Raw genomic sequence first — 20,398 nt, forward strand, 5'->3', positions numbered from 1 at the left:
CGGGTGGCTCAGGCCACCCAGTACGCCTGCGCCTTGATGGATCTGCGCGGGATCCCGTACTCCTCGCGGAAGACCCGCGCCACGGCCCGGGTGGTGCGGTTGTTGCAGGCGACCCAGCCGAAGTGGTCGGAGGCGTCGAAAGCCGATGCGCTGAGGGTCTCCAGCAGATCCTCGTCGAATCGGTCCACCCAGATGATCTCCGCGCCCCCGGTGACCGGGAGCTCACGGTCGTCGTCGTGACCCGCCTCCAGGAAGACCCACGCGGGGGCATCCCCGATCGCGTCCAGCAGCGAGTTGATGGCCGGAAGCGAGGCGGTGTCGCCGACGATCAGGTAGCCGGCCGGTGCCGGTTCGGGCAGCGTGAAGTTGCTGCCGAGGACCGTCACGTCCAGAACGTCGCCGGGCTGGGCCTCGCGTGCCCAGCGGGTGGCGATGCCGTCGTGCATGGCGAAATCGATGTCCACCGTTCCGGCCTGAGGATCAGCGTTGACCAGCGTGTAGCCGCGTTGATGGGCCTTGCCCTCGTCAGGGAACCAGCCCCGCACCCACATCGTCGGGTGCACCCGGTGTTCGGCGAGCAACCGCTCGGCACTGAAATGCAGCCTGAGGTAATTCGGCGTGAGCTCGGTACGGCCCGACACCGTCAGCTCGTAGTCACCGCCCCGCCAGAGCTTGACCAGGGCTCCTTCGAGCCCGCGCGACGCCTTCTGCTCGCCCATGCCACCTCCCGTGAACATCTTCGTTAGGTAAGCATAACCTAACTAAATATTCAGGAGCGGACGCGCGTGAACCGGTGCAGCAGCCAGGCCGCCGGAATGGTGAAGACCATCGTGAGCACGAACAGGTTGAACATCGACCCCGTGTAGACCGGATCGCGCATCACCTCGACCATCACCAATTCCATGATCATCAGGTGGATCAGGAAGATCTCGTAGGAGATCTCACCGAGGAAGACCATCGGGCGGGAAGCCAGAAACCGGTTGTACCAACCATGGTCGCCGAGTGCGGGCGGTGCCACCAGCAATGCCGCGATGAACGCGTAGAAGAACGTCTTGACCAGCGCCTCGCTCAACTTGGCGGGCGACGTGGTGGGCTCCCCCGCGATCGGCGTCGACGCGATGAAGTAACTCACCAGGGCCAACGGCACACACACCATCCCGTAGCCGCGCACCTTGAGCTGCCCCAGCACCGTCAGCGCCATGCCCGCCACGAACCAGGCCATGTAGGTGGGCAGCCAAAGCCGGGCCCCGTCAGGGAGATTCGTGGAATCGTGCACGATCCACAGCCACCCCGGCGACACCGCGGCCAGCAGCGCCAGGCCGAAGAACAACAACCCCGGCCGCCAGCGCCGCCGGCACAGCACCACCAGTAGCAGATAGGCCATCAGCGGCAGCGCCACGTAGAACGCCGCCTCGACCGCCAGGCTCCACATCTGGGTCAACCCCTGATGCAGATAGGCGAACAGGTAGTTGTCGGTGTAGATCTGCGACAGCGTCAGATTGCGAAACAGCCCCATCCAGGTGTGACCAGGATTCGGGCCCGCCGTGCGAAAGTGGTAGAGCAGGTAGGCGATCAGCACCGTCACGACATAGGCCGGCATGATCCGTCGCACCCGGTGCCAGGCATAGCGGCGCACCGACGGTGCCTCGCCATTCGTGGCCGCGGCCTTCACCCAGGGCCGGAACAACAGGAAACCACTGAGCACAAAGAAGATCGGCACACCGATCTCGGCGCGCGAATACACCAGCCCGAGATAGCCCTGCCCGTATTTTCCGGTGGTGTAGGCCGCATGCGTCAGCACCACCAGGATGGCGGCCACGGCACGGATCCCCGTCAGAGCGGCGACACGCGTCGAGGCAGAAGCCACGGTGTCTATCGACTCAAGGCCACCCTGATCCGACGGCCCCGTCACGCTCCTGGAGACCGTCACTTGGTCTTCCGGTGCGGCTTCCCCGAGCGATCGCGGTAATCCGAACGGTCTTTGTTGTCGGATCGGCCCTTGTACTCGGAACGGCCCTTGTATTCGCGGCGCGGCCCACGATCGCCGCGGTCGGCGCGCTCAACATGCTCCCGCTCCAGATTGATGAGCATCCCCGAGATACGGGTGTTCTCCAGGGCTTTGAGTGTCTTGCTGGGCAGCTTCTCCGGCAGCTCCACCAGCGAGTAGTCGCCGCGAATGGTGATGTGGCCGAATTCGTTGCGGTGCAGGCCACCCTCATTGGCAATGGCGCCGACGATGTGGCCGGGCCCGACCTTGTGCCGCTTGCCCACCGAGATCCGGTAGGTCGCCAACCCTTCGCGCGGCGGGCGCTCCTTGCGCGCGGGCCGCTCGCCCCGATCGTCACGGTCGCGCTCGCGGCGCTTCTCCGGCGGCGGCTCGGTCATCAGGAACTCTTCGCCGTTGCGCGACTGCAACGCCAACGCCGCGGCGATATCGACCATCGGCACGTCGTTCTCGCGCTCGTAGTCCTCGATGATCCGACGGAACAACTCCAGGCCCGGACCATTGATCGAGTCGGTGATGGAGTCACGGAACTTGGACACGCGCTGCGCGTTGACATCGTCGACGCTGGGCAGCTCGGCCTCGATAACCTTCGACCGGGTGTGCTTCTCGATCGACTTGAGCAGGTGGCGTTCGCGCGGGGTGACGAACAGCAGCGCATGTCCGGACCGGCCGGCCCGGCCGGTCCTGCCGATGCGGTGCACGTACGACTCGGTGTCGTGCGGGATGTCGTAGTTGACGACATGCGAGATGCGTTCGACGTCCAGACCGCGCGCGGCGACGTCGGTGGCGATCAGGATGTCGATCGTGCCGTCCTTCAGCGCGCTGATCGTGCGCTCACGCTGAGCCTGGTTGATGTCACCGTTGATGGCTGCAGCCGCGAAACCGCGGGCCTTGAGCCGCTCGGCGACCTCCTCGGTGGCCTGCTTGGTGCGGACGAACACGATCATCGCGTCGCCCTCTTCGACCTCGAGCACCCGCGTCAGCGCGTCCAGCTTGCGCGCGCCGGCCACCTGGATGAACCGCTGCGTGATGTTCTCGGCGGTGGCGGTCTTGGCCTTGACCGTGACCTCGACCGGATCGTGCAGGTACTTGGTGGTGATCTTGCGGATGGCCGGCGGCATGGTGGCCGAGAACAGCGCCACCTGCTTGTACTCCGGGGTGTCGGCGAGGATCCGCTCGACCTCTTCGGCGAAGCCCATGGTGAGCATCTCGTCGGCCTCGTCGAGCACCAGGTAGTCCAGGTTCGACAGATCCAGCGTGCCGCGCTCTAGGTGATCAATCACCCGGCCCGGGGTGCCCACCACCACCTGCGCTCCGCGCCTCAGCCCGGACAGCTGAACGGTGTAGGACGCCCCGCCGTAGATGGGCAGCACGTTGATCGCGGGCAGATGCGAGCCGTACCGGCCGAACGCCTCGGCGACCTGCAATGCCAGCTCACGAGTCGGTGCCAGCACCAGCGCCTGGGTGTTGCGGCTGGTGGTGTCGATCTTGGACAGGATCGGGATGGCGAAGGCCGCGGTCTTGCCGGTACCGGTCTGGGCCAGCCCGACCACGTCGGAGCCGGCGAGCATGGCCGGAATGGTCGCGGCTTGGATCGCCGACGGCGATTCATAGCCGACTTCAGTGACTGCCTTCAACACCGCAGGGTGGATCTGCAGGTCGGCAAACGTTGGGGCGGTATCCCCCGAATCCGGGTCTGGCGAGGTCATCGGTTCAGAAGTCTAGTGCCAATCGACGGGAATCCTGGCCGCGCGCCTGCACAAACCCGCCACAGGAGCGCGGTAGGTTGCCCAACTGTGAAACGGGTCGCAATGTTCACCATGGCCCCCGGCGCCATCTTGGCGGCTGTGCTCACTCTCGCGGGGTGCGGATCGGGCGATTCAACCGTCTCCAAAACCCCCGATGCGGGACCCGGCCCGGCCCCGACCTCGGTGTCCGCACCTGCCCCGAAGGCCGCTCCGACGTCAGCACCACCACAGGCCGACCCCTGCGCGGTGAACCTGGCCGCCCCGGAGATCGCCAAGGCCGTCTCCGAGCTGCCCCGTGATCCGCGCAGCAATCAGGCCTGGAGCCCCGAGCCGGTGGCGGGCAACTTCAACGAGTGCGCACAGCTGTCGGCGGTGATCGTGCGGGCCAACACCAACACCGAGCACCCCAACACCCGGGCGGTGCTGTTCCACCTCGGCAAGTTCATCCCGACCGGCGTGCCCGACACCTACGGCTTCAATGGCATCGACAAATCGGTCAGCACCGGTGACACCGTGGCGCTGCAGTACTCCGGCGGATTCCACGGGCTGGCCAGCACCGTGAAGTTCCGCTGGAACGGCAGCGGTGTGGAGTTGACGGGCAACGTCTAGCTTCATCCCGATGTCGGTGCCCTCACCTACAGTGGCAGCGTGTTCGTCACCGACGAGGGCGCGTCGGGTCCGACGGTCATCTACAGCGCCTCGGATCTGGCCGCGGCCGCCCGCTGTGAGTACGCCCTGCTGCGTTCCTTCGACGCGCAGCTCGGTCGTGGCCCTGCGGTGTCGTCCGACGACGAACTGCTCGCTCGCACCGCACAACTCGGCGGCGAACACGAGCAGCGCCATCTCGAGGACCTGCGCGCGCACTCTGAGGTGACGGTGATCGGCCGGCCCACCTACACGGCGGCGGGGCTGACGACGGCGGCCGAAGCCACCCTCGAAGCAGCGCAACGCCGCGACCCGGCGATCTATCAGGCCGCGATGTTCGACGGACGGTTCGCCGGGTTCGCCGACTTCCTGATCTGGGACGGTCAGCGCTACCGCCTGCGGGACACCAAACTGTCCCGCTCGGTCAAGGTGGAGGCGCTGCTCCAGCTGGCCGCCTACGCCGATGTGCTGTCGGGCGCCGGCGTGCCGGTCGCCGATGAGGTCGACCTCGTCCTCGGCGACGGGGCGATATCCAGCTACCGCGTCGACGAACTGCTGGCGGTGTACCGCCCGCGGCGCACCGCGCTTCAGGCACTGCTCGACGGTCACCTGGCCGGCGGCACCGCAGTGCAGTGGTCCGACGACACGGTGCGGGCGTGTTTCGGCTGCAGTGAATGCGAGCAGCAGATCCGCGCCACCGAGGACCTGTTCCTGGTGGCCGGAATTCGGGCCAGCCAGCGCGCCCGGCTCATCGAGGCCGGTGTCACCACCACCCGTCAACTGGCCGACCACACCGATGCGGTGCCCGGGTTGGCCCAGCGCGCCCTGACCGCGCTGAGCGGGCAGGCCCGGCTACAGGTGGCACCGCGGCCAGATGGCAAGCCGCCCTACGAAGTCGCCGATCCGCAACCGCTGATGCTGCTGCCGGATCCGGACAAGGGCGACCTGTTCTTCGACTACGAAGGCGACCCGTTGTGGACGGCCAACGGACAGGACTGGGGCCTGGAATACCTGTGGGGTGTCCTGGGCGCCGAAGGGAACTTCCAGCCGTTGTGGGCGCACGACCGGGCCAGCGAACGCCAGGTACTCATCGATTTCCTGGACCTGGTCCGCAAGCGGCGCAAGCGTTTTCCCAAGATGCACATCTACCACTACGCGCCCTATGAGCGCAGCACCCTGCTGCGTCTGACCGGCCGCTACGGGGTCGGCGAGAACGATGTCGACGACCTGCTGCGCAACGGTATCCTCGTCGATCTGCTTCCGTTGGTACGCAAGAGCATTCGCGTCGGCACCGAGAACTACAGCATCAAATCGCTGGAACCGCTGTACATGGGTAACGAATTGCGCGGCGGTGAGGTCACCAAGGCCACCGATTCGATCACCGAATACGCACGCTACTGCGCACTGCGCGACGCCGGTCACCACGACGAGGCTGCCACCGTACTCAAGGAGATCGAGGACTACAACCGCTACGACTGCCGGTCCACCCACCGGCTGCGGGACTGGCTGATCAATCGAGCGTTCGAAGCCGAGGTGCCACCGCGCGGCCCACAACCGGTGCGCGACGGAGCACCGATCGAGAAAGCCGACGCCGTCGACCGCAAGCTGATGCGCTTCGCCGGTGACGGAGTGGAACCTCGAACGGCCGAGCAACAGGCGGTGGCACTCATCGCCGCGGCCCGCGGTTTCCACAAACGTGAGGACAAACCGTTCTGGTGGGGTCATTTCGATCGGATCAACAGTCCTGTCGACGAATGGGCCGACAGCACAGGTGTTTTCGTCGCCGAACAAGCCCGGGTCGTGACCGACTGGCACACTCCGCCCCGGGCCCGCAAACCACAACGACAGGTCCTGCTGACCGGCACCATCGACACCGGGGAGCTGGGCACCGAGATGTACGCGCTCTACGCCCCGCCGGCACCGGCAGGCCTGTCCGACGACCCGGACCGTCGCGGCTTCGGCAGCGCCGCCGTCGTCGAGTGCAACAACCCGGATGCGCCCACCGAGGTGGTGATCACCGAACGCCAACCCAAACACGGCGACGCCTTCGCCCAGGTGCCGTTCGCGCTGACCCCCGGGCCGCCGATCAACACCAAGCCCCTGCAGGCATCCATCGACAGCACGGCAACCACCGTCTCCGCCGGTCTGCCGAAGCTGCCCGCCGACGCGGTGACCGATGTCCTGCTGCGCCGCCCACCCCGCACCGTCAGCGGCCGGGCACTGCCCCGCGGCGGGGAGACCGCCGCCGATATCACCGCGGCCCTGCTGGATCTGAACTCCTCATACCTCGCGGTGCACGGGCCGCCCGGCACCGGCAAGACCCACACGTCGGCGAAGATCATCGCCCGCCTGGCCAACGAATATCACTGGCGGATCGGCATCGTCGCGCAGTCACACGCGGTGATCGAGCATCTGCTGGATCAGGTGATCGACGCCGGGGTGGACGCGGCGCTGGTTGCCAAGAAACGCAAGGGCGCCGACCCCCGGTGGACTGAGATCGGCGAGAACGCCTTCGCGTCGTTCATCGCTGATCATCCCGGATGCGTGATCGGCGGCACCGCATGGGATTTCGCGAACGAGGCCCGGGTCCCGCGCCTTTGCCTCGACCTGCTGGTGATCGAAGAGGCCGGCCAGTTCAACCTGGCCAATACCGTCGCGGTGGCCCCGGCCGCACGCAACCTTCTGCTCCTGGGGGATCCGCAGCAATTGCCCCAGGTCTGCCAGGGCACCCATCCGGCACCGGTCGACGATTCCGCATTGGGGTGGCTGGTCGAGGGCGCGCACACGCTGCCGGCCGATCGCGGCTATTTCCTGGACTGCTCGTTCCGGATGCATCCGGCAGTGTGCGGCCCGGTGTCGCGCCTGTCCTATGACGGTCGGCTGAAGTCACACGAAAAGGTCAGTGGCGCACGCAAACTCGACGGTATCGAACCCGGAGTTCGGGTACTCGAGGTCGGGCACCTGGGCAATTCGACCGACAGTCCCGAAGAGGCCGCAGCGATCGTCGCGGCCATCACCGGCCTGCTCGGCGCCACCTGGACCGACGAGCACGGCAGCACGCCGCTGGGGCAGGACCACTTCCTGGTGGTGACGCCCTACAACGCCCAGGTGACCACCGTGCGTCGAGCTCTCGACGCGGCGGGCCTGACCGAGGTACAGGCCGGCACGGTGGACAAGTTTCAGGGCCGACAGGCACCTGTGGTCTTCGTATCGATGACGGCGTCCTCGGCCGCCGATGTGCCCCGCGGGATCGGGTTCCTGCTGAACCGCAACCGGCTCAACGTGGCGATCAGCCGGGCCAAATATGTCGCGTACATCGTGCGCTCACCCCAGCTCACCGACTATCTGCCGGCTCAGCCGGACAGCCTGATCGCGCTCGGTGCATTCCTGGCCCTGACCGATCCTGTGATACACCCGACCGGTGACTGAAACGCTTACCGAAACGCTTGCCGGGATCGTCGGTGCCGGGTACGTCACCACCGACCCCGACGTGTTGGACGGTCGCTGCGTCGACCACACCGGGCGTTACCGCGGACAGGCCACCGCGCTGGTCCGCCCCGGCAGCGCCGACGAAGTGGCCGCGGTGCTGCGGGCCTGCCGCGACGCCGGAGCGTGTGTCACGGTGCAGGGCGGCCGAACCTCGCTGGTGGCCGGGACGGTGCCCGAGAACGACGACATCCTGCTGTCCACCGAGCGACTCACCGAGATCGGCACCGTCGACACCGTCGAGCGCCGGGTCAGTGTCGGCGCCGGGACTCCCCTGGCCGCCGTGCAGCGGGCTGCCACCGCGGCCGGTCTGGTGTTCGGGGTGGACCTCGCCGCGCGGGAATCGGCCACGGTCGGCGGCATGGCCTCCACCAACGCCGGCGGTCTGCGCACGGTGCGCTACGGCAACATGGGCGAGCAGGTACTGGGCCTGGACGTCGCACTGCCCGACGGGTCGGTGGTGCACCGGCACAGCCGGGTACGACGCGACAACACCGGCTACGACCTGGCCTCCCTCTTCGTCGGCGCGGAGGGCACCCTCGGCGTGATCACCGGGCTGGACCTCCGGCTGCATCCCACCCCCACCCACCGGGTCACCGCCATCTGCGGGTTCGCCAACCTGGACGCACTGGTCGGCGCCGGCCGCATCTTCCGCGACCTCGAGGGCATCGCCGCCCTGGAGTTGATCGACGCCCGAGCCAGCGCACTGACCGCCGAGCACCTCGGCGTGGGCGCCCCGGTCGACGGTGCCTGGCAGCTGCTGATCGAACTGGCCGGTGACAGCGACCAGACCGAACGCCTGGCCGATGCGCTCGAGGGCGCCGACCTCTGCGGCGAACCTGCCGTCGGCGTCGACACGAACTCCCAGCAGCGGTTGTGGCAGGTGCGCGAATCGGTGGCCGAGGTACTCGGATTGTTCGGCCCGCCACTGAAATTCGATGTCTCCCTGCCGCTGTCGGCCATCCAGGGTTTCGCCGACGCGGCCGCCGAATTGATCGCCAGCCACGCGCCAGACGCCATCCCGGTGCTGTTCGGTCACATCGGCGAGGGCAACCTGCACCTGAACGTGCTGCGCTGCTCCACCCAGTCCGAACCCGGGCTGTACGCCGCGATGATGACGCTGATCGCCGACTGCGGCGGCAACGTCAGCTCAGAACACGGCGTCGGCTCACGCAAACGCGACTACGTGGCGATGTCACGCACCGAGGCCGACATCGCGGCAATGCGCACGGTCAAGGCCGCGTTCGACCCCGGTGGTCACCTCAATCGCGCCGTACTGTTCGGTCACGCTCGGACATGAACTCGGCGTAGAGGTTCTCCCACCGGTCAGGGTCAGCGGATACCGGTTGAGCCACGGGGACCGCCCGGAATGCATCCGTCACCGCCTCGGCGTCCACTGCGTCGTCGTCGCCGTCATGGCTCACGGTGAACTCGACGTAGTCGTCGTCATCGTCGTCACGAGGATCGATGTAGGGCTCCGGGTCGGGCTCCGCCGCCAAGGTGGGCTGGGCATCGAAACCGAGCAGGAACAGGGCCGCCACCACACCGAACAGCGCGACGAACGCGGGCAGCAGCATCGACTGCGACATCGCCGCGGCGAACGGCGCGTGCAGGAACTCGGGCAGCTCGGCCGCCGAACCCTCCCCGCGCGGCGCCGCACTTGCCGCCCCCGGCAGTTCGGCGCCGATGCGCGACGTCATGTACGCCGCGATACCGGCGCTGCCCAGCACCGACCCGACCTGGCGCGTGGCGTTGTACACACCCGACCCGGCCCCGGCCAGGTCCGGCGGCAGGTTGCGCGTCGCCGTCGCGGCCAGCGGCGACCAGATGAATGCCATCCCGACGCCCATCACCACCTGCGGCAGCAGCAGCCGCCAGATCGGCGTCGTCGGCGTCATCTCCAGCGCCAGCCAGGTCAACCCGATCGCCATGGCCGAGAAGCCGAAGCCGATCACCGGCGTCGGATGCGCCCGGTCGACGATGCGGCCCACCACCGGTGCCAGCACACCGCTGGCGATCGCGGTCGGCGCGGTCAACAGGGCCGAGCGGATCGGCGACAGCCCGCACACGGTCTGGGCGTAGAACATCAACGGCAGGATCATCGCGGTCACCGCGAACCCGATCGTCGCGACGCCCACGTTGGCCAGGCTGAAGTCGCGGTCTTTGAAGATCCGCAGCGGGATCAGCGGCTCGGCGGTGTTGACCGCCTGCCAGCACACGAACGCCACCATCACCGCGATGCCGACGGCCCCGGTGGCCCACACCCACGGCGCCCAGTCCCGCGACTGCCCCTCCTGCAGCGCGAACACGATCAGGAACATGCCGACGCCGGACAACACCACGCCCAGCACGTCGAACCGGTGCGGCTGGGTCGGCAGCACCGGAACCAACCACACCGCCAGCGCCAGACCCAGGATTCCGATCGGCACGTTGACGAAGAAGATCCACTGCCAGCCCAGTCCCCCGACCAGCACGCCACCGGCCAGCGGCCCGACCAGGGTGGCCACCCCGGCGGTCGCACCCCACACGCTCATCGCCACCCCGCGCCGCTCGGGCGGGAAGATGCGGGTGATCGTCGACAACGTCTGCGGCGTCAACAACGCCGCGCCGATGCCCTGCACCACGCGTGCGGCGATCAACATCTCGACGCTGCCGGCCAGACCACACCACAGCGAGGCCAAGGTGAACACGGCCAGTCCGGCCAGATAGAGGTTCTTGGGCCCGTACACATCGCCGAGCCGACCGGCGACGAGCAACGGCACCGCATAAGCGAGCAGGTACGCACTGGTCACCCAGATGACCCCGTCGTAGTCCGCACCGAGCTGATCCATGATCGTGGGGTTGGCGACCGCGACGATCGTCGCGTCCACCAGGATCATGAAGAAGCCGACCATCATGGCCCACAGCGCGTTCCACGGATTCTCCGGACGCGCGGACACCCTGCCCTGCGGGCTCGGGGTGCGGGCGTTCAGCACTGGAGACATGTCGAATGTGGTGGGTTGGGCCTCGGGTCCGACCTAATTTGGGTTGTTGGCGCGCCCAGCCGACGCTACCCGGGACGGGTCAGGCCGGCTCGACAACCGCCTCCGGAGCGACGTCGAGCGTGTCGCCTGGGTATTCGCCGGCATCGTCGTCACCGTTACGCCGGCCCACCATCAGCAGCGCCGCCAAGGCGATCGCCATGCCGGCCGTCATCACCCACGACAACGCCGGCGCACCGTTGCCCAGGGCCCCGATCGCGGGTGCCACCGCGGCACCGAGCCCGAACTGCGCCGCGCCCAGCAGCGCGGCCGCCGTTCCGGCAGCGTCGGGATGGCGCGACAGCGCCACCGCCGGGGCATTGGGAAGCACCAGGCCCATCCCGGCCAGGATCGCCAGCACCGGCACCAAGAACGCGGACAGCCCGCCCACGTGCGCGACGGTCAGTGCGACGAACACCACGCCGGCCAGCGTCGACCAGGTCAGCGCCGCCACCGTGATGGCCTGCGGCGAGAACCGGCGCAGCAACACCACGTTGAACTGTGTGGAGCCGATCAGCGCGATGGCGCCCGCGGCGAACACCAGCGCGAACGCCTGCTGGTCCAGACCGTAATGGCCCTGCAGGACGAACGGCGCGGCCGAGATGTAGGCGAACAGCCCGGACATGCCCAGCGCGGCGACCAGCACCAGGATCACGAACCGCGAGTCACGCAGAAGCTCGACGTAGGTGCCGATGATGCCGCCCACCGCCAGCGGGCGCCGGTGCGAAACCGGCAGCGTCTCGGGCAGGGCGAGCGCAGCCATCACCAACAGTCCGCCGGCCGCCACCACCAACGCGACGAAGACCCAGTGCCAGGACCCGTGCAACAGCACCGCCGCGCCCAACGACGGGGCCAGCACCGGAGCCACCCCGAGCACCAGCATCAACCGCGACATCACCGTCGCCGCCGCCGTGCCGCTGTAGAGGTCACCGACCACGGCGATGGCCACCACCGAGGCGGCCGCCGCACCCATGCCCTGCAGTCCGCGGGCCAGCCCGAGGATCGCGATGTTGGGCGCCAGTACACACAGCACCGAGGCCACCATGTGCAGCACGATGCCCGCCATCAAGGGACGCCTGCGGCCCAGCGAATCGGACAGCGGGCCGACGATCAGCTGGCCGAGTGCCAGGCCGGCCAGGGTGCCGGTGAGCGTCAACTGCGACACCGAGGAGGAGACCGAGAGCTCGTCGGCGATCCGGGGCAGCGCCGGCAGATACATGTCGATGGTCAGCGGCCCCAGCGCCACCAGGGCGCCCAGCACCAGGATCATCCGGATCCGGCCCGGCATCCGAGTGTGCGCTGTTGCCGATGCTGCCTGCCCCACGTCGGGCGATGATGCCATGAAGTTGAACAGCCCCGCATTTGAGTTTTTTGTTCCCCGTCACGTCCGGCGGACGTACGCAGTGACAGCCGTCACCCTCGGGCACCCGCAGCCGGTCGTCGTTCGTTCTCCCGGCGTCAGGTCACGCGTTAGCCTGGCAGTCAACGATGGGTTCACACCTGGGAGGCCCCGAAGTGCGTGCGCGGTCCAAGCCACAACTGCCTGCGACGGTCGAGGCGTCCGAAGATCCCAGCGCCGCCGCCAGGGTGCTCTCGACCATCATCGAGGGCAGCTCACGGGTCCAGGCGCCCGCGGTCAAGGCGTACGTGGATCGGCTGCGCAGCAACCAGCCCGATGCCACCCCGGCCCAGATCGTCACCCGGCTCGAGAAGCACTACCTGGCCGCAGTGATGGCCAGCGGTGCCGCCGTCGGCTCCGCGGCGGCGTTCCCGGGCATCGGGACCCTGGTGGCCCTGTCGGCCGTCGCCGGCGAGACAGTCGTGTTCCTCGAAGCCACGTCGGTGTTCGTGCTGGCGGTCGCCGAGGTCCACGGCATCCCCGCCGACCACCGCGAACGGCGCCGCGCCCTGGTGCTCTCGGTGCTCGTCGGCGATGACAGCAAGCACGCCATCGCCGACCTCCTGGGCACCGGACGCACCAGCGGCGCATGGCTGTCCGACGGTGCCGCGACCCTACCGTTGCCCGCCGTCTCGCAGCTCAACTCCCGGCTGGTCAAGTACTTCGTCAAGCGGTATACGCTCAAGCGCGGCGCGATGGCTTTCGGCAAGATGCTGCCGGTGGGTATCGGTGCTGTCATCGGCGGTGTCGGCAACCGGCTGATGGGTAAGAAGATCGTCGCCAACGCCCGCCAGGCGTTCGGCGCGCCCCCGCCGCGGTGGCCTGCAACGCTGCATGTACTGCCGTCCGCAAAGTCCTGAGGCCCATGCCGACCTCGGGTCGCGCCGAAAGGCGATAGCCTTTATGCGGCGGTCGAGCGGGGTCAACCGCCCACAGAAGAAACACAAGCGGCAAGCCTCCTTGTGACGGCGAGCCGGACATAAGAATCGAGGCGAGTGTCTGCCGTGAGCAGTTCACCTTCACCATTCGGGCAGAACGAGTGGTTGGTCGAGGAGATGTATCGCAAGTTCCGCGAGGATCCCTCTTCGGTGGATCCGAGTTGGCACGAATTTCTGGTCGACTACTCCCCTGAGCCCACCACCGACAACACCGTCGCCAACGGTCAGTCGACGGCGCCGGCAGCGCCGGCAGCGCCAGCAGCGCCGGCTGCGCCGGCAGCAACTCCGGCCGCGCCTGCGGCGGCCGCTCCGGCAACCGCCGCTCCGGCGGCGCCCGCGAAGCCTCCGGCAAAAGCGGCTCCGGCCAAGGCTGCGCCGGCCGCTCCCACCGCGGCCGAGGGCGACGAGACGCAGGTGCTGCGCGGCGCGGCAGCAGCCGTCGTCAAGAACATGAACGCTTCGCTGGAGGTGCCCACCGCGACGAGCGTGCGGGCCATCCCGGCCAAGCTGATGATCGACAACCGCGTCGTCATCAACAACCACCTCAAGCGCACCCGCGGCGGCAAGGTCAGCTTCACCCACCTGCTCGGCTACGCCATCGTGCAGGCGGTCAAGAAGTTCCCGAACATGAACCGGTACTTCGCCGAGGCCAACGGCAAGCCCGCCGCGGTCACGCCGGCCCACACGAATCTGGGCCTGGCCATCGACCTGCCCGGCAAGGACGGCAGCCGCTCACTGGTCGTGGCCGCGATCAAGCGCTGCGAGACCATGCATTTCGGCCAGTTCATCGCAGCATACGAGGACATCGTGCGGCGGGCCCGCGACGGCAAGCTGACCGCCGAGGACTTCTCCGGCGTGACGATCTCGCTGACCAACCCGGGCACCATCGGCACCGTGCACTCGGTGCCGCGGCTCATGCAGGGCCAGGGCGCCATCATCGGTGCCGGCGCCATGGAGTACCCGGCCGAGTTCCAGGGCGCCAGCGAGGAACGCATCGCCGACCTGGGCATCGGCAAGCTGATCACCCTGACCTCGACGTATGACCACCGCATCATCCAGGGCGCGGAGTCGGGTGACTTCCTGCGCACCATCCACCAGTTGCTGCTGGACGACGAGTTCTTCGACGAGATCTTCCGCGAACTCGGCATCCCGTACGAGCCGGTGCGCTGGCGCACGGACAACCCGGACTCCATCGCCGACAAGAACGCACGCGTCATCGAACTGATTGCGGCCTACCGCAACCGCGGCCACCTGATGGCCGACATCGACCCGCTGCGGCTGGACAACACCCGGTTCCGCAGTCACCCGGACCTCGACGTCAACACCCACGGGCTGACGCTGTGGGACCTGGACCGCGAGTTCAAGGTGGACGGGTTCTCCGGCAAGCAACACATGAAGCTGCGCGATGTGCTGTCGGTGCTGCGGGATGCGTACTGCCGCCACATCGGCGTGGAGTACACCCACATCCTCGAGCCCGAGCAGCAACGCTGGCTGCAGGAACGCGTCGAGATCAAGCATGACAAGCCGACCGTCGCCGAGCAGAAGTACATTCTGAGCAAGCTCAATGCGGCCGAGGCGTTCGAGACCTTCCTGCAAACCAAATACGTTGGGCAGAAGCGCTTCTCGCTCGAAGGTGCAGAGACCGTCATCCCGATGATGGACGCCGCGATCGACCAGTGCGCCGAGCACGCGCTCGACGAGGTCGTCATCGGCATGCCACACCGCGGCCGGCTCAATGTGCTGGCCAACATCGTCGGCAAGCCCTACAGCCAGATCTTCACCGAGTTCGAGGGCAACCTGAACCCGTCGCAGGCGCATGGCTCCGGCGACGTGAAATACCACCTCGGCGCATCCGGCAACTACATCCAGATGTTCGGCGACAACGACATTCAGGTGTCGCTGACCGCCAACCCGTCGCACCTCGAAGCGGTCGACCCGGTGCTCGAGGGCCTGGTCCGAGCCAAGCAGGATCTACTGGACGGCAGCAGGGACGCCGACGTCTCCGGTGAGTACCCCGTCGTCCCGCTGATGTTGCACGGCGACGCGGCATTCGCCGGCCAGGGCGTGGTCGCCGAGACGCTGAACCTCGCGCTGCTCAACGGTTACACGACCGGCGGCACCGTCCACATCGTGGTCAACAACCAGATCGGGTTCACCACGGCGCCAACGGATTCGCGCTCCAGCGAGTACTGCACCGACGTCGCCAAGATGATCGGTGCGCCGATCTTCCACGTCAACGGCGACGACCCGGAGGCCTGCGCCTGGGTGGCGCGGCTGGCCGTGGACTTCCGCCAGGCGTTCAAGAAGGACGTCGTCATCGACATGCTGTGCTACCGCCGCCGCGGACACAACGAAGGCGACGACCCGTCGATGACCCAGCCGTACATGTACGACGTCATCGACACCAAGCGCGGCTCCCGCAAGGCCTACACCGAGGCCCTGATCGGCCGCGGCGACATCTCGATGAAAGAGGCCGAGGACGCCCTGCGCGACTACCAGGGCCAGCTCGAGCGGGTGTTCAACGAGGTGCGCGAACTGGAGAAGCACGCCGCCGAACCCAGCGAGTCCGTCGAGTCCGACCAGCAGATCCCGCAGCGGCTGGCCACCGCGGTGGACAAGTCGCTGCTGGCCCGGATCGGCGATGCCCACCTGGCCCTGCCGGACGGGTTCACCGTGCACCCGCGCGTCAAGCCGGTGCTGGAGAAGCGCCGGGAGATGGCCTACGAAGGCAAGGTCGACTGGGCATTCGCCGAGCTGCTCGCGCTCGGGTCGCTCATCTCGGAGGGCAAGCTGGTCCGGTTGAGCGGCCAGGACACCCAGCGCGGCACGTTCACCCAGCGCCACGCCGTCATCGTCGACCGCAAGACCGGCGAGGAGTTCACCCCGCTGCAGCTGCTGGCCACGAGCACCGACGGCACCCCGACCGGCGGCAAGCTCCTGGTGTACAACTCGGCGCTGTCGGAGTACGCCGCGGTGGGCTTCGAATACGGCTACTCGGTGGGCAACCCGGACGCAATGGTGTTGTGGGAGGCCCAGTTCGGCGACTTCGTCAACGGCGCCCAGTCGATCATCGATGAGTTCATCAGCTCCGGTGAGGCCAAGTGGGGTCAGCTGTCCGACGTCGTGCTGCTGCTGCCGCACGGCCACGAGGGCCAGGGCCCCGACCACACGTCGGGCCGCATCGAGCGCTTCCTGCAGCTGTGGGCCGAGGGTTCGATGACCATCGCGGTGCCGTCGACCCCGGCGAACTACTTCCACCTGTTGCGCCGCCACGGCCTCGACGGCATCCAGCGTCCGCTGATCGTCTTCACCCCGAAGTCGATGCTGCGCAACAAGGCCGCCGTCAGCGACATCCGGGACTTCACCGAGAACAAGTTCCGCTCGGTGCTGGAGGAAGCCTCCTACACCGATGGTGAGGGCGACCGCAGCAAGGTCACCCGGGTCCTGTTGTGCAGCGGCAAGATCTATTACGACCTGGCGGCACGCAAGGCCAAGGACAACCGTGAGGACGTCGCGATCGTGCGTCTCGAACAGCTCGCCCCGCTGCCGCGGCGCCGGCTGGCGGAGACTCTGGACCGCTACCCGAACGCCACGGAGAAGTTCTGGGTACAGGAGGAGCCGGCCAACCAGGGTGCATGGCCGTCACTGGGCCTGACCCTGCCCGAGGTGCTGCCGGACTACTTCACCCCGATCAGGCGGATCTCGCGGCGCGCGATGTCGGCTCCGTCCTCGGGGTCGTCGAAGGTACATGCCGTCGAACAGCAGGAGATCATCGATCTGGCCTTCGGGTAACCAGCTTCCCTGATCTCCGAAGTCAACGAAATGGTCGCTGCCGCACGACGGTAGCGACCATTTCGCTTCTTTCGGGGCGGGTTTCGATCAGGGTGCGCACAACGCTGGGCGGGGCGAGTGGCGCTAACTAGACAACTAGGGTGACATTGACGCCCGTCGCCGCCCCCGCCCAGACGGGCCCAGCGACACCCACCAATCCCGCCACGGTGCGCACCGCGGTCCTGGCCAGCGTGCTCGGGACGACGATCGAGTGGTACGACTTCTTCCTGTACGCCACGGCCGCGAGCCTGGTGTTCAACCACACCTTCTTCCCGGACCAGAGCTCTTTCGTCGGCACGATGCTGGCGTTCGCCACGTTCGCGGTCGGGTTCCTGGTCCGGCCCATCGGCGGATTCGTCTTCGGTCACATCGGCGACCGGATCGGCCGCAAGAAGACGCTCGCCCTGACGATGCTGCTGATGGGCACGGCCACCGCGTTGATGGGTGTGCTGCCCACCGCGGCGCAGATCGGTGTGCTGGCGCCGATCCTGCTTCTGGTGTTGCGCGTGGTTCAGGGATTCGCCCTCGGCGGTGAGTGGGCCGGCGCGGTGCTGCTGGCCGTCGAGCACAGCCCTCGTCATCGCCGCGGATTGTTCGGGAGCATCCCCCAGGTCGGGCTGGCGCTGGGCCTGGCGCTCGGCACCGGAGTGTTCGTGCTGTTGCAGCTGTGGCTGTCGGCCGAGGCGTTCCAGGCCTACGGGTGGCGGATCGCGTTCCTGTTCAGCGTCGTGCTGGTGATCTTCGGCGTCGTGGTGCGGTTCCGGGTGGCCGAGACCCCGGCGTTCGAGAAGCTGCGCGACGACGACGAACGCTCGGCGGTCCCCGTGAAGGAGATCTTCCGTCCCCCGACGCTGCGCTCGACCGTGCTGGGCCTCTTGTCACGCTGGGGCGAGGGCGCCGCGTTCAACACCTGGGGCGTGTTCACCATCTCGTATGCCACCGCGACCCTGCACCTGGGCAAGGTGCCCGTCCTGACCGTGGTGACCGCGGCAGCGCTGCTCATGGCGGTGCTGCTGCCGGTGTCGGGTCTGCTGGCCGACCGGTTCAGCCCGAAGGCCGTCTACGCGTCGGGCATCGCCGCGTACGCGGTCGTGGTGTTCCCGGCGTTCGCGTTGTTCGGCACCGGCAACATCGTGGCGTACGCGGTGGGAATGTTGTTGGCGTTCGGGGTCATTCACGCCTGGTTCTACGGCGCGCAGGGCACGCTGTACGCGTCACTGTTCCCGACCCGCACCCGCTACACGGGGCTGTCGACGGTGTATCAGCTCTCCGGGGTCTACGCCTCTGGCCTGACCCCGCTGATCCTGACGGCGTTGATCGCGGCGGGCGGCGGCACCCCCTGGTTGGCGTGCGGGTACCTGGTGGCCACCGCGGTGATCAGCGTCGTCGCGACACTGTTGCTGCGCCCCGAGCACTAGGCGGCAGCAAGAGTCAGCACGTCAGTACCAGCGGGCCGGACTCGGTGATCGCCACGGTGTTCTCGGTGTGGGCGGTACGGGAGCCGTCGGCCGATCGGATGGTCCACCCGTCGCGGTCGTAGACGATGCGGTTGGTGCCGGCGGCAAGCCACGGTTCGAGCGCCAGCGTCATCCCCGCCCGCAACTTCATGCCGCGGCCCGGATTGCCGCGGTTGGGCACGTGCGGGTCCTCATGCATGGTCCGGCCCAGCCCGTGCCCACCGAATTCGAGGTTGACCGGGTAGCCATAGTCGGCCGCGACGGCGCCGATGGCGGCCGAGATGTCGCCGAGCCGGTTACCCGGCCGTGCTTCGGCCGTTCCGGCGGCCAGCGCCTCCTCGGTGGCCCGGACCAGTCGCACGTCGGCGGCCGCGGGGGTTCCGACGATCACGGTGCGCGCCGAGTCAGCCACCCAACCATCGATGGACACCGCGAAGTCCATGCTGAGCACATCGCCGTCGCACAGCCGGTAGTCATGCGGAAGGCCATGCAGCACAGCGTCGTTGACCGACAGGCAGATGACGTTGCGGAACGGACCTTTGCCGAACGACGGGTCGTAGTCCCAGTAGCAGGACTCGGCGCCGCGGCGTTTGACCATGTCGCGGGCGTGGTGTTCGAGGTCGAGCAGGTTCACTCCGATCGCGGCGAGCCCACTCAGCTCGCTGAGCACCTCGGCCACGAACCGCCCGGTGACCCGCATCTTCTCGATCTCGGCGTCGGTCTTCAGCTCGATCATGTCTACACCTTCCTCGGTATTTAAATACCAACACTAGCGGTATATAAATACCGGCGCTACCGTGGAGCCGTGGTCCGCACCCCGCTCACACCCGCACAGATCGCGGCCGGCCGACGGCTCGGCGAGACCCTGCGCGCCGCCCGGGGCGCCCGCTCGCTCGACGAGGTGGCCGAACATGCCGGCATCTCCCCGGAGACCCTGCGCAAGATCGAGACCGGCCGGCTGCCCTCCCCCGCGTTCGGCACGGTCGTCGGACTGAGCGACGCCCTCGGAATTCCGCTGGAGGCCCTGGCGCAGGTATGGCGGCCGGTGCGCGCGGCGGCGTCATAGCCCTACCGTGGGAGAAATGGACTCCCCGGATTACGGATTCGACGGCGATTACAACAAGGTGTCGGCACGCAACCAGGCCGCGATTGCCGGCGGCGCGTTCATCGGCCTGCTGATCACGGCGATCATCGGCATCGTTCGCGGTCGACACCGAACCGGCTTGCTCGCAGGGGGTTTGGCCGCGTTGCTGGCGACCACCGTCGGATTGTTCGTGCACGCCACGCGGCGCGGGAAGTTCGCGGTGTGGCGCGACATCCTCGACGACCTGGCCCTGCGGGGCGATGAGACGCTGCTCGATCTCGGCTGCGGGCGCGGCGCGGTGCTGCACGCCGCGGCCAAACGGCTACCGGACGGACGCGCCCTGGGCGTCGACCTGTGGCGTGCCGATCAGACCGGCAACTCGCCGGAGCAGACTCTGGCCAACGCGGCAGCCGAGGGCGTCGCCGACAGGGTCGAGGTACACACCGGCGACATGACCGCGCTGCCGTTCGACGATGCCAGCGTCGACGTCATCGTCAGCAGCCTGGCCATTCACAACATCCCGGATCGCGCCGGCCGGTCCCGCGCACTCGATGAGGCCGCCCGGGTGTTGCGCCCCGGTGGGCGATTGGCGATCGCCGATATCTGGGACACCCGGCGCCACACCGACCGGTTGCGCGCCATCGGCTGGCAAGACGTGCGGCGACGAAATCTCGGCTGGCGGATGTGGTGGGGCGGCCCTTATGTGGGAACTCACCTGGTGACCGCCACCAAGCCAGCCGACGAACGCGAGACCGCGGGTACCGGCTAATCTCGACAAAAGGTCG

General features: G+C 67.8%; 14 protein-coding genes. 8 read left to right on the forward strand and 6 right to left on the reverse strand.

Annotated elements, in window-relative coordinates; translation table 11 throughout:
* Positions 1-8: 8 nt before the first annotated feature.
* From ACWEFV_RS08685 to ACWEFV_RS08695, 3 genes are read right to left on the reverse strand one after another with little or no spacing between them, the layout of a single operon-like run.
* A complete protein-coding gene (locus ACWEFV_RS08685) occupies positions 9-719 on the reverse strand; it encodes a siderophore-interacting protein (protein ID WP_450069848.1) in 711 nt (236 codons plus the stop codon).
* 50 nt (positions 720-769) lie between these two features.
* Entirely contained in the window at positions 770-1,930 is a 1,161-nt protein-coding gene (locus ACWEFV_RS08690) for an acyltransferase family protein (protein ID WP_450069849.1), read from the reverse strand.
* Entirely contained in the window at positions 1,927-3,714 is a 1,788-nt protein-coding gene (locus ACWEFV_RS08695; protein ID WP_135457208.1) for a DEAD/DEAH box helicase, read from the reverse strand. Before ACWEFV_RS08695 ends, ACWEFV_RS08690 begins: the two co-directional genes overlap by 4 nt.
* A 111-nt stretch (positions 3,715-3,825) precedes the next feature.
* Between ACWEFV_RS08695 and ACWEFV_RS08700 the strand changes: the two genes are divergently transcribed.
* The 3 genes from ACWEFV_RS08700 to ACWEFV_RS08710 are packed head-to-tail and all read left to right on the forward strand — an operon-like array spanning position 3,826 to position 9,184.
* Positions 3,826-4,362 carry an LppP/LprE family lipoprotein gene (locus ACWEFV_RS08700; protein WP_450070156.1) on the forward strand — a complete coding sequence of 179 codons (537 nt, stop codon included), beginning with the start codon at positions 3,826-3,828 and terminating at the stop codon, positions 4,360-4,362.
* 39 nt (positions 4,363-4,401) lie between these two features.
* A complete protein-coding gene (locus tag ACWEFV_RS08705; RefSeq protein ID WP_450069850.1) occupies positions 4,402-7,827 on the forward strand; it encodes a TM0106 family RecB-like putative nuclease in 3,426 nt (1,141 codons plus the stop codon).
* Positions 7,820-9,184, forward strand: coding sequence for an FAD-binding oxidoreductase (locus tag ACWEFV_RS08710; protein ID WP_450069851.1), 1,365 nt, complete (start codon positions 7,820-7,822; stop codon positions 9,182-9,184). The genes ACWEFV_RS08705 and ACWEFV_RS08710 overlap by 8 nt, the downstream gene beginning before the upstream one ends.
* On the opposite strand, the gene ACWEFV_RS08715 is transcribed toward ACWEFV_RS08710, so the two are convergent.
* Together ACWEFV_RS08715 and ACWEFV_RS08720 are read right to left on the reverse strand one after the other, a co-directional pair.
* Complete coding sequence (locus ACWEFV_RS08715) at positions 9,147-10,868, reverse strand: DHA2 family efflux MFS transporter permease subunit (protein ID WP_450069852.1); 1,722 nt, start codon at positions 10,866-10,868, stop codon at positions 9,147-9,149. The genes ACWEFV_RS08710 and ACWEFV_RS08715 overlap by 38 nt on opposite strands.
* 79 nt (positions 10,869-10,947) lie before the next feature.
* Positions 10,948-12,246 carry a multidrug effflux MFS transporter gene (locus ACWEFV_RS08720; protein ID WP_135457221.1) on the reverse strand — a complete coding sequence of 433 codons (1,299 nt, stop codon included), beginning with the start codon at positions 12,244-12,246 and terminating at the stop codon, positions 10,948-10,950.
* Positions 12,247-12,392: 146 nt separating this feature from the next.
* Here ACWEFV_RS08720 and ACWEFV_RS08725 point away from each other — a divergent pair, with 146 nt between their 5' ends.
* From ACWEFV_RS08725 to ACWEFV_RS08735, 3 genes are all read left to right on the forward strand, one after another.
* Positions 12,393-13,163: a hypothetical protein gene (locus ACWEFV_RS08725; protein WP_135457222.1), complete on the forward strand. Its 771-nt coding sequence runs from the start codon at positions 12,393-12,395 to the stop codon at positions 13,161-13,163.
* Positions 13,164-13,307: 144 nt separating this feature from the next.
* On the forward strand, positions 13,308-17,033 hold the full coding sequence (locus ACWEFV_RS08730; RefSeq protein WP_450069853.1) for a multifunctional oxoglutarate decarboxylase/oxoglutarate dehydrogenase thiamine pyrophosphate-binding subunit/dihydrolipoyllysine-residue succinyltransferase subunit: 3,726 nt from the start codon (positions 13,308-13,310) through the stop codon (positions 17,031-17,033).
* 146 nt (positions 17,034-17,179) lie between these two features.
* On the forward strand, positions 17,180-18,490 hold the full coding sequence (locus tag ACWEFV_RS08735) for an MFS transporter (protein WP_450070157.1): 1,311 nt from the start codon (positions 17,180-17,182) through the stop codon (positions 18,488-18,490).
* A 13-nt stretch (positions 18,491-18,503) separates the two neighbouring features.
* On the opposite strand, the gene map is transcribed toward ACWEFV_RS08735, so the two are convergent.
* Positions 18,504-19,265 carry a type I methionyl aminopeptidase gene (gene map / locus ACWEFV_RS08740; protein WP_450069854.1) on the reverse strand — a complete coding sequence of 254 codons (762 nt, stop codon included), beginning with the start codon at positions 19,263-19,265 and terminating at the stop codon, positions 18,504-18,506.
* Between the two features lie 69 nt (positions 19,266-19,334).
* Between map and ACWEFV_RS08745 the strand changes: the two genes are divergently transcribed.
* A complete protein-coding gene (locus ACWEFV_RS08745; RefSeq protein ID WP_135457225.1) occupies positions 19,335-19,595 on the forward strand; it encodes a helix-turn-helix domain-containing protein in 261 nt (86 codons plus the stop codon).
* A gap of 16 nt (positions 19,596-19,611) precedes the next feature.
* Positions 19,612-20,382, forward strand: coding sequence for a class I SAM-dependent methyltransferase (locus ACWEFV_RS08750; RefSeq protein ID WP_450069855.1), 771 nt, complete (start codon positions 19,612-19,614; stop codon positions 20,380-20,382).
* Positions 20,383-20,398 lie beyond the last annotated feature (16 nt).

This window comes from Mycobacterium sp. NPDC004974 (assembly GCF_053600815.1).

Excerpts from the sequence above, each read along its gene's own strand:
- ACWEFV_RS08725 (WP_135457222.1), top strand. The coding sequence starts at position 12,393 with ATGGGTTCACACCTGGGAGGCCCCGAAGTGCGTGCGCGGTCCAAGCCA.
- ACWEFV_RS08720 (WP_135457221.1), bottom strand. The coding sequence starts at position 12,246 with ATGGCATCATCGCCCGACGTGGGGCAGGCAGCATCGGCAACAGCGCAC.
- ACWEFV_RS08715 (WP_450069852.1), bottom strand. The coding sequence starts at position 10,868 with ATGTCTCCAGTGCTGAACGCCCGCACCCCGAGCCCGCAGGGCAGGGTG.
- ACWEFV_RS08695 (WP_135457208.1), bottom strand. The coding sequence starts at position 3,714 with ATGACCTCGCCAGACCCGGATTCGGGGGATACCGCCCCAACGTTTGCC.
- ACWEFV_RS08685 (WP_450069848.1), bottom strand. The coding sequence starts at position 719 with ATGGGCGAGCAGAAGGCGTCGCGCGGGCTCGAAGGAGCCCTGGTCAAG.
- ACWEFV_RS08700 (WP_450070156.1), top strand. The coding sequence starts at position 3,826 with ATGGCCCCCGGCGCCATCTTGGCGGCTGTGCTCACTCTCGCGGGGTGC.
- ACWEFV_RS08750 (WP_450069855.1), top strand. The coding sequence starts at position 19,612 with ATGGACTCCCCGGATTACGGATTCGACGGCGATTACAACAAGGTGTCG.
- map (WP_450069854.1), bottom strand. The coding sequence starts at position 19,265 with ATGATCGAGCTGAAGACCGACGCCGAGATCGAGAAGATGCGGGTCACC.